A 10202-nucleotide genomic window follows, 5' to 3' on the forward strand; every position below is an offset into this window, starting at 1 on the left:
CAACAACCGCCGCGGCGTATGGGTCCCGGGATGTTGCACGAGTTCGTCATACCCGCGAAGGCGGGGTATCCAGTACGCTGCGGCCTATCGGTTCAATCACTGGCGTCTCTGGGATACTGGGTCACCCGCCTTCAGCGCCGCTGCATGAAGTTGCGCTTGCGTGCAAAGCAAATCAGTCCGGAGAAGTTTGCAGGGTGGGCAAAGCGACAGCTGTGCCCATCTTCACAAGCGCAGCATGAATGGTGGGCACGTCGCTCACGCTCCTTTGCCCACCCTACAGGATCTGCCGGCCTTGCAATTGCGGCGTGTACGATCCACCTTCCTGAGTGGCGGCATATCAACAGCGGCATATCGAATTGGAACGGTTGGACGATCTCGAAGCCTTTCTGGCGGTTATCGAGAAGGGCAGCCAGGCGGCGGCATCACGGCATCTTCGGCGCCCGCTGCAATCGCTCAACCGGTCGCTGATGGCGCTGGAGCGCGCGCTTGGCGTCGAGCTCGTGAAGCGCACCACGCGGCGATCAGAACCCACCGAGGCGGGACGCGTGTTCTATGAACGTATCAAGCCGGCGGTTGCGGAGATCATCGAAGCGCGGGCCGAGGCAGCCAATCTTCGCGGCGAAATCTCGGGCCCGCTGAAAGTCGGTGCGCCAATTCTGTTTGCGTCATCCTACGTCGCGCCGATCGTCAGCCGTTTCCTAAGGCTCTATCCCAACGTGGAGATCGAACTGCGCGCCTCCGACGAGCAGGTCGACCTCGTTGCAGAGGGCCTCGACATCGCCGTGCGGATCGGCGACTCCACCGATGAGTCCCTGATCGCGCGCCGATTGCACGTGCTGCGCGTCGTCATCGCCGGCGCACCATCCTATTTCGCCGAACATGGCCGGCCGAAGCATCCCAGCGATCTCGAGCTGCGTTCCTGCATCTTGCGGGCCGGTACTGAGGTGGTCGACAAATGGCCGTTTCGCATTGACGGCCAGATCCAGTCGGTCAAAGTGCACGGCCGCTTTCGCTCGAACAGCGCCGCCGCAATCCGCGCCGCCGCGAGCGAAGGCGCCGGGCTTGCCCGGCTGCCGCTGTGGCAGATCAGCGATCTCGTCTCACAGGGCGCGCTCGCAATCGTTCTGCCGGAATTTGAAACCGAGGGAATGCCGATCCAACTCGTCTGGCCACCGACACGAGCACCGCTGGAAAGAGTCCGGCGGTTCGTGGATTTTCTGGCGAGCAGCCTGAAGACCGATCTGCTTTAGCGGGGCACTCCTCGCAGCTCGCCCCGCGTCAAAATACATTATAGCCGGGCGCAAGCAGGTGCTCAGGATCGTGGCGCCGCTTGGCCTCGCGAAGCTGCGGCCAGCCTGATCCGAAATGAACCTCCCAGTGGCCGGGCGACATCGCGAAGGCGCTGACCGGATACTGAACGCCGCCGGCTTCTCGAATGCGATCGTACAGCGCGCGATTTTCTGTGGCCATCCGCTCCGCCGCCGCCGCATCGTTCGATGCCGGGATGCGAATGAGATTGAAGACAAAGACGATGTCTTCCGCCGGCAGGCGAAGCAGCGGCGTCCGAAACGCCCTTGTGAGTAAGGGATAGACGGTTATCCGCCCGAACGGACCGACCGCATCGCCGGTCAGGCCGGCCAGGATGTCGCCGGCAACCCGTTCGGCATTGCTGCCGCGCAGGAACGTCAAAAGCCAGGGCTGCGGGTTGGACCACTGGCCTTTCGACCGCAGCAGATTTTCGAACTTTCCAAACGCCAGGGCATCCTCGCGATAGGTCAGGTCGGCGATGACGGCGGCGCCGCGCTCATCCGACAATCCGGAAAGCACGGCCGTATCGTCGGGAGCCGAACCGCTCCCATAAGATACCGCGCCGTCGAGCTGATACCGCCAACCGCCGCTTCCATCGGGAAGGACTGCCCCCTGTAACTGATCGAAGCGCCCTTCCGTGAGCACGCGCCGCTGGTCCGCCGTCAGCGACGGCAAATCGCGGTAGAAGAGCTGAAAGCGCCTGATACGCTCAGGCGCGCGCACCAGGCGCAGCGTCGCTCGCGTGACGATGCTGCATTGGCCTAGGCCGGCGCGGACGCCGTCAAAGAGATCCGGATTTTCGGTCGCAGAACAGCTCACCTCATTTCCGTCGCCGGTCACCACGTCGAGCGCAATGACGTTGTCGGTTTGCATGCCATGCCGGGATGACGCAGCTCCAATGCCGCCCACCGCGATCGTTCCGCCGATCGAGAGGCCGAGATAGTTGGTCAGCACCGGCGGCGTAAGGCCGTGCGCCAATGTCGCCTCAAACAGATCTCTCCACGTCGCTCCGGCATCGACCACGACGCGATCGACCTTGATATCGCGGATCGAGTTCATCGCGCCCATATCGACCACGATGCCGTTCTCGACCAGGGCGCGGCCGTAGATCGAATGGCCCTGCCCGCGCGCCGCCACCTTGACGCCCTGGCCCTTGGCCCAACGCATCAGGCTCGCGATGTCGGCACCCGATGTGGGCCTCTGTACCCCGTGCGGTTGCCTGTGAATGAGGCGGCCGAAATCATGGGCGGTTGCGGCACGGGCGTCCGCATCCAGACTGACATTGCCAGGAAGAGGCGGGCTCTCGAGTGAGACCGCTTGCGCCGATGTCGTCAGCCCACTGGCGCGCGAAGCAAGCGCGGCGGTGACGCCGAGGCCTGCGCTCAAAAACATGCGTCTGTCCGATGGCATGAAGCCCTCCTTGTCCAGAGGCCGTGATGCTTTCCCGTAAAACTGCGGCGCCATACGGCATCAGACAATGGCCGCCTCGCCGGATGGACATTCCCGCAAACCGGGAGGATCCCTATTGCGTCGACCGCCGTCATGCGTGAGCGTGAAAGCTAGTGTCTGGAATTCGCCCTCCGCGGTTCCTCGATCTCTCAACTTGCGTTCCCCGGACGCAAGCGCAGCGCGTTCGGGATCGCGCTTCGCGCGACTCCTACGGTGCGCTGCAGAGCCGGGATCCACGCGGGCACACACAGCCATAGGTCCCGGCTCTGCGGTGCAGCGTTTCACGCTGCACCGCGTCCGGGACACGAAACTCGGACTGCGTCGTCGAGGTTTACCTCACGCCCCTTTCGTTTCGCATTTCTCGATGCATGGCCGTTTTCGCCGGATTTATGTCATTTCAGACGGATCATGGCCGCAGTAGAACTGGAACCGGTTGAAATGAGTGAGGCGCGAGCCGGCAGACCATGAATTCTCGACGTGTATTGTGGAGCGCGCTCGGCGCAATCGCGCTTGCCGCCCTGATCGGCGGCGCCTGGATTTTCTCGCTGCCGACGGCGCCTTCCGTCGCCGCCCCGCCGGCGATCGCGCAAGACGAACACGATGCGACGATCGCGGCGCTGAAGCCGCCGAAGCGACAGCGCCCGCTGATTGCCATCATCGGCATCAACGATGCTACCGAAACCACCGATTACCTGCTGCCCTACGGCGTCCTCAGGCGCGCCGACGTCGCCGACGTCGTGACTCTGGCTACCGCTCCCGGTCCCGTGACGCTCTATCCGACGCTGAAGGTCGAACCGCACGCAACAACAGCGGAGTTCGATGCGCAGCATCCCGACGGCGCCGACTATGTCATCGTCCCCGCGATGAGCCGCGATGATGATCCGGCGGCGCTGCAATGGATCAGGAGTCAAGCGGCCAAGAAGGCGATCATCATCGGCGTTTGCGTCGGCGCCAAGGTGGTCGGCGATGCCGGGCTGCTACATGGCAAGCGGGCGACCACGCACTGGTATTCCATCAAGGAATTGCGCGGCAAGCACCCCACGATGCGCTATGTCGAAGACCGCCGGCTGGTGGTCGATGACGGCGTGGCGACCACGACAGGCATCACGGCATCGATGCCGATGTCGCTGACGCTGATCGAGGCCATCGCCGGACGGGAGAAGGCCAAGGCGGTCGGCCGTGATATCGGCCTGACCGATTGGGACACGCGGCATGAAAGCGACGAGTTCAGGTTCACTCGGCCGTTTGCACTGACGGCGATCGGCAACACGGCCGCGTTCTGGGCGCACGAGCGGCTCGGCATCGAACTGAAGGAAGGCGTCGACGAAGTGTCGCTGGCGCTGGTGACGGACGCGTGGTCACGGACCTATCGATCGCAGGCGGTGACGTTTGCGCGCGCAGCCGGTGCCCACCAAAGCCGCAATGGCATCCGCATCTACCCCGATCAGGTTGCGTCAAGCTGGCCAGCGGAACGCCTGCTGCCGTCTCTCGGGGACCGGAAACCAGCGGACGCGCTGGACAACGCGCTAGAGGGAATTGCGGCGCGCTACGGGACGCAGACGACCGACTTCGTCGCAATGCAGCTTGAGTATCCGAGACATCGGGCAGCGGGTCCGTAGTATGGCAAAGCGGAGCGTGCCTGGTCTCTCGTCATTGCGAGCGCAGCGAAGCAATCCATTGTCACCCTATGCACGGAAAGATGGATTGCTTCGCTGCGCTCGCAATGACGTGGAGAGAGCGCGGGCCTCATGGTTCGAGACGGCGCTAAGGCGCCTCCTCACCATGAGGGTTTAATAGTTGCTACGCGTTCCGACGATCATCACCGCCACGGCTGGACGATGATCTTGGTGTGTGATTCCGGGTTGGCGAGGTCGGCGAACGCCTTCGCGACGCCGTCGATGCCGACGGTGGCGGTCACCATCGAGGCCGCATCGACCTGTCCTTCGGCGATCAAGCGGAGTGAATACGCGAATTCTTCCGGCGTATAGCCCAGGACGTACTGAACATTGAGCTCCTTGAGGATGCCGAGCATCGGCTCTGAGCGATCGGTTTCCATGCAGACGCCGACCACGACGATGCGCGCATCGCGCGGCGCGCTCTCGAACACCTGCTGGATCAGGCCGGGAACGCCGACGCATTCGAAGATCAGTGCAGGCTTCAGCGCGGGCAACAGCGCCTGTAGCGGCGGGCGCGCGGCTTTTTCCTCGGGCGACATCTGGGCGTGCTCGGCCCACGTCGCATAAGGCTGCGAGCGCGCGGGATCGACGACGACGTCGGCGCCGAGCTTTTCGGCGAGCGCGCGGCGTGCCGGCGAATAATCGGCGGCGACGATCGGGTGCAGCCCCCTGATCTTCAGCGCCGCGATGACCGCGAGGCCGACCGGCCCGCAGCCGATCACGAGCGGCACCTCGCCGCCTTTGATGTTGGCTTTCGCTACCGCGTGGACGCCGACGGCCAGCGGTTCGGTCAGCGCGGCGTGTTCGGCGGCGAGGCCGTTCGGGACCTCCAGCAGCAAGGCTTCGCTGAGCAGCATGCGCTCGGCGTAGGCGCCGATATTGTCGTTGGAGTAGCCGATGCCTTGCGGGCCGTCCGCGGTCAGCAGCGCGGGAAGCGAGCAGACCCTGGTGCCGGGCCTGAGTTTGCCCGTGGTGCCCGGACCGTAGTCGAGCACCTCGCAGCAGAATTCATGGCCGAACACGACGTCACGGGAAAGGTCCATCGGCTTGCGGCCGGGAAAGTGCTTTGCCAGCTCGACCATGCGGTGCGCGTGCTTGCGCGCGTGCAGGTCGGAGCCACAGATGCCGCAGGCCAGCGACTTCACCAGCACCATGCCCGCGCCCGGCTTGGGCTCGGGCATCTCGTCGACGATGATCTCGCCGCTTCTGAAAATGGCAGCGCGCACCAAAGTTCCTCCCGTGGTTTCCCCTCACATTACCACGGAGGTTCACCACGCATAGCGCACAACGCCCTTCCCTGCGTAGGAATTGGTGACGTTCGAGAACTGCCCTTCGAAGATCGCAGCCGCCGACCAGCCGTTCAGCCACGTCATCTCGGCGGCGCCGGTGACGAGCGCCGAATCGCGCGCCTGCGCCGCGCCGTTGACGACGAAGGCCGCGCCCGGCAGCGTCTGGAACAATGCCGTGACGTTGCGATCGGTATTGAAATCATGGGCCCAGGCGGCGTGGCCGCGCAGGGTCAGTATGCCATTCTGCACGGCGAAGGATTTATCGGTGCGCACGCCGAGTTCGGTGCGCGAGGCCGTGACGTCCTTGGCCGCATAGTTCAGCGCGAACGTGCCGGCGCCCGCCAGCACCTGCTCGGCATAGGCCGGCAAAGTGTAGGTGGTGAACTGGCCGGCTGCGTAGGGCGTGATGCCCATCCAGGGCGTCGTGTAGCGGTAGCCGCCCTCGATGCGGCCGGACCAGGCGTTGGCGTTGAACTGTGCGCGCAGGCGCTCGAAGCCGGCCACTGTGACGGTGCGGTCGGTCGTCACGTCCTGCCAGCCATAGGCCGCCGCAGCGGTGATGTAGGCAGCGCCCATATTGTGACGCAGGAAGGCGCCGGCCTGGAACAGATCCGAGCGCCCGGAGCCGAAACCGCTGACGCTGAAATTGGTGCCGCCGCCGGCTAGCGCAAAACCGGCCAGCGTGTCGCGCGAGAAGCGATAGTCGGCGCCAACAGCAAAACCGAAGGCGCGCGCGGTCGCGTCGTTCGATCCGAGCGCGGCGTTGCCTGACGTGTTGCTGCCGCCGCCATAGGCGGAGCCCCAGATGCTCCAGCGCTGATCGAACAGATCGTTGCGCACGGCATCCGCTTTGGTCGGGAATTTGGCAAAGGCGTCGCGCGCAGCGCGCGGCTTCTTCGCGGCATAGGCGCTTGCGCTCTCTTCGGCGAACGGGATCGCGCCGGCATTGCCGCCGAAGCCGCCATGGCGACCTACCACGAACGGATCTGAGATCAGCGAGAGGAACAGGTTCATGGCGTCGAAGGTGGCCTGCTGCGAGCCGGTCGCGAGCTCGCCGGAGACCTGCGTCAGGCCGGCCGGCGAGAGCGAGGCGAAGCCGACCGGAATGCCGCCGGTGGTATTGAAGAAATTGGTCAGCGCGTTGGCGACGTTCTGCTGATTGACATTGAGGCCGCCGCCGTAATTCAGCGCAAAATTCAGATAGACGTTGTTAGCGTCGTAGCTGAGGGCCGGGTTCAGGTTAGGCGAAACGCCAGATACCACCGGGTTGAACGTGTCGGGCACGCCGCCGGTCGCGGTCAGGATCGTGTACTGCTTCGTCACCGTACCGCTGGGAATGACGACGACGGTGGCGCCGCCAAGGGTCGCCACGCCGCTGACCCGGGTCAGATCGCTGCTCGCGCCCGAGACCTCGACCATGTAGCTCGACGCCGCCGAAAACGTCAGGCTGCCCGCCACGTTGAGCGTGCCGATCGAGTTACCCGGCGCCAGCGCACCGCCATTGACGAAGACGTTGTTGATCGTGCCGATGCCGCCGAGCGTGCCGCCGGCATTGACCGTCGCGAGACCGTTGATCACGCCGTTGACCGAGAGCGTGCCGCCGAGGACATTCCAGTTCTGCGCGCCGGTGCCGATGACGCTCCAGGTCGAACTGTCGACCTTGTTGAAGGTCGTGAAGCCGTCATATTGCCGGCCGCCGCCGATCAGGCTGAGGTTGAAGGTGTCCTTGCCGGTGCCGCCGAGCTGGAACGTATCTGTTCCATTGCCGAGCACGAGGCCGTTGATGACGCTGCCCGGGCCAAGCGTCAGCACGCTGTTGCCGCAGCCGCAGAGTTCGATCGCCGCGAACCCCGCCCCGGCATTGATGGTGCCCGAGTTGAAAATCGTACCGGTGCCGCCGAGGAGTATACCCGTCGCGTTCGCGCCGACGTTGATGGTGCCGGTGTTGATGACGGAATTGCTGCCGCCGAAACTGGCGACGTCGATGCCGACGGCGAAGCCGGCTCCGACGGTGATGGTGCCGCTGTTGGTGACGGTGTTGGAATCGCCGACCACGACGATGCCGAAGGCATCGTCGCCAAGAAGGATGCGGCCGCTGTTGTTGACCGTGCCGGACGAGCCGTTAAAGGCGATACCGGCGCTGTCGATGGTGCCATTGATGGTGCCTTTATGGGTGATCAGGGCGCGGTCGCCCTGCGCCGAGATTCCAGCGGCGTTGCCGGCAATGTTGATCACCCCGATGCTCGTGATCAACGCATCGTCGCCGAACACGTTGATCGCGGTGCCGGAAACTCCAACGTTGATCGTGCCCGCGTTGTTGACGATGAAGCGATCGCCCTGCGCGAAGATACCGTCGGCGTTGAGGCCGACGGTAATGGTCGCGCCGGCGAGGTTGCTGACGGTGTTGTCGTCATTGATTGCAAGGATGGCGGCTGCCGGGCCGGCCGCGTCGCCAATCGTAATGGCGCCGGCGTTCGTCACGGTGCTGTTGCCGGCCGCGAAGATGCCCGAGCCGCCGTCGCCGACGGTGATGACGCCTGAGGCGGCGTTGACAATCGTGTTGTTCACCCCGGCGAAGATGCCGGTGACCGAGGGCCCGGCAGTAAGCGTGCCGCCGTTGGTGACCGTGTTGAGGTCGTTGACGCCGATGATCACGCCGCCGCCGCCGTCGCTGACGACAGCCCCGGACAGGACGTCGACGGTGAGGTTGTCGACGCCGCCGCCGGCCTGAAAGCCGCCCGGCACGTTGCCGCTGCAGGTGACCGTCTGGCCGCTCGATGCCGGATCGGGCGTGCACGCCGCGTTCGCGGGCGTCGTCAGGCCAAGACCGACGAGAAATGCCGATATCGCGACTGCGCATGCAGCCGCATCCCGGCGACGTCGGCCCTGCGCCGACGAAAGCAACTGAAAATGCAACGCCCGAACCCCATTCCCCGGCGCTCTGCGGCGCCATCGGAACGCACTAGCATGGGTTCCGCCGTGGAATTACGGATGCGAGGTTGAATCCGGCAGATTTGCGCCACAACCAAGCGTTTTGCGGCGCCGCTGTGGCACTCGCGCCACGTTTCGGCGGCCCAGCCACGACAGCGGCCGGGCAGAATCAGGCGTTCGGCGACGGCTCGCCCGAGACGACGAGAAGCTGCGAGCGCCTGATACGCTCGCGATGGGCGGTGTAGAGCCCGCTCGCGACAATGAAGACAGCGCCGGTGATGGTGTACGCGTCCGGGACCTCGCCGAAGACCAGGAAGCCGAGCACGCTGACCCACAGCAATTGCATATAGGAGAACGGCGCCAGCACGGAAGCGTCGGCATAGCGAAACGCCAGCACCACGATCCACTGCCCCGCGGTCGAAGCGACGCCGATCAAAACGCCGAAGGCGATGTCGTGCCAGGTCGGCGTCACCCAGACGAACGGCACCAGCGCGGAGAGAATGAAGAGGCCGGCGATCGATGAATAAGTCATGGTGGTGATGGCGCGCTCGGTGCCGCTCATCATCCGCGTCATGATCAGCGTGCAGGCCCAGGCCAGCGCCGAAACCAGCGGAAAGAACGCAGCCGGGTGAAACGCGCCGGTGCCTGGGCGCAGAATAATGAGCACGCCGATCAGGCCCACTGCCGTGGCGATCCAGCGGCGCAGGCCGACCTTCTCGCCGAGGAAAATAATCGACAGCGCTGTGACGAACAGCGGCGCGACGAATCCGGTGGCGGAGGCTTCGGCGATGGGAAGGAACCGCAGGCCGGAGATGAAGAACAGCGACGAGCCAAGCAGCGCCGCGCCGCGCAACAGGTGCAGGCCGCGGCGCTTGGTCTGCAGCGCAAAGAGCGGGGAACCCGGCATCATGGCCGGCGTCATGATCAGCGCGAACACCAGGAAGCGGATCCAGGCGATCTCAATCGAGGGCAGCGTCGCCGAGAGGTATTTCGCCGTCACGTCGGAGGCGCCGAGAAAGACCGTCGAGGCCAGCACCAGCGCGATGCCCTTGAACGGCCGGTCGGCGCGCGCGGGCGCCTTGCGGGCGACGGACTTCTTCTCGGGCAAAGGTAATGGAGCGCTGTCCAGCCTCGCGGCTGCGGCGGGGGGCGGTGTCACGGCAATCTCGAAAGGCAGTAATGTTCGAATCGGGCGAGGCTGTAAAAAACACCAGATAGGCCGGCAGGACTAGGTCCGAAAACAGGATGCGGATATGCGCGGAGGGCGCGATTGCAACACTTTGTTAAGTACGGTGTTCCCAGCAGTGACTGCTTCGATGCGAGAGCGATGTGGGGTGGACCCATCTTCTCCCTCGCCCCGCTCTTGCGGGGAGAGGGTCGGGGTGAGGGGCATCTATCCGCGAATGCTGCGGCCCATTGATTGACCTGTACCCCCTTGTATCTGCCCATTGAGCAAAATGTGCGATGGAAGCGACTGAGCGCTTTGGCCGGTGGCCACCGGCCAAAGCGCGCGGCGATGTCGCCCGATACCCCCTGGGTAACACCCGTG

Annotated in this window: 6 protein-coding genes; 2 read left to right on the top strand and 4 right to left on the bottom strand. The window is 64.7% G+C overall.

Annotation, left to right across the window (positions count from 1 at the left end):
- Positions 1–356: 356 nt before the first annotated feature.
- The gene (locus GWE18_RS18710; protein WP_275187174.1) at positions 357–1250 is read left to right on the top strand and encodes a LysR family transcriptional regulator; all 894 of its coding nucleotides are present in this window, start codon (positions 357–359) and stop codon (positions 1248–1250) included.
- 28 nt (positions 1251–1278) lie between these two features.
- On the opposite strand, the gene GWE18_RS18715 is transcribed toward GWE18_RS18710, so the two are convergent.
- A complete protein-coding gene (locus GWE18_RS18715) occupies positions 1279–2718 on the bottom strand; it encodes an FAD-binding protein (RefSeq protein ID WP_275187175.1) in 1440 nt (479 codons plus the stop codon).
- Positions 2719–3221: 503 nt separating this feature from the next.
- On the opposite strand from GWE18_RS18715, the gene GWE18_RS18720 reads away from it, so the two are divergent.
- Positions 3222–4376, top strand: a complete 1155-nt coding sequence (locus GWE18_RS18720) for a DJ-1/PfpI family protein (protein WP_275187176.1) — start codon at positions 3222–3224, stop codon at positions 4374–4376.
- A gap of 200 nt (positions 4377–4576) precedes the next feature.
- Here the strand turns inward: GWE18_RS18720 and GWE18_RS18725 are convergent, their stop codons facing one another.
- The 3 genes from GWE18_RS18725 to GWE18_RS18735 all read right to left on the bottom strand — a co-directional run bounded on the left by GWE18_RS18725 (position 4577) and on the right by GWE18_RS18735 (position 9812).
- Complete coding sequence (locus GWE18_RS18725) at positions 4577–5659, bottom strand: zinc-binding dehydrogenase (RefSeq protein ID WP_275187177.1); 1083 nt, start codon at positions 5657–5659, stop codon at positions 4577–4579.
- 42 nt (positions 5660–5701) lie between these two features.
- A complete protein-coding gene (locus GWE18_RS18730; protein ID WP_275187178.1) occupies positions 5702–8638 on the bottom strand; it encodes an autotransporter domain-containing protein in 2937 nt (978 codons plus the stop codon).
- 184 nt (positions 8639–8822) lie between these two features.
- Positions 8823–9812 (bottom strand): DMT family transporter, encoded by a 990-nt coding sequence (locus GWE18_RS18735; RefSeq protein ID WP_275187179.1) that lies wholly within the window; start codon positions 9810–9812, stop codon positions 8823–8825.
- Between the last annotated feature and the right edge of the window lie 390 nt (positions 9813–10202).

Origin of the sequence: Bradyrhizobium sp. CSA112 (assembly GCF_029051645.1) — a bacterium.
Taxonomy (GTDB): Bacteria; Pseudomonadota; Alphaproteobacteria; order Rhizobiales; family Xanthobacteraceae; genus Bradyrhizobium.

Coding starts and splice junctions, on each gene's coding strand:
- GWE18_RS18720 (WP_275187176.1), top strand. CDS start 3,222: ATGAATTCTCGACGTGTATTGTGGAGCGCGCTCGGCGCAATCGCGCTT.
- GWE18_RS18715 (WP_275187175.1), bottom strand. CDS start 2,718: ATGCCATCGGACAGACGCATGTTTTTGAGCGCAGGCCTCGGCGTCACC.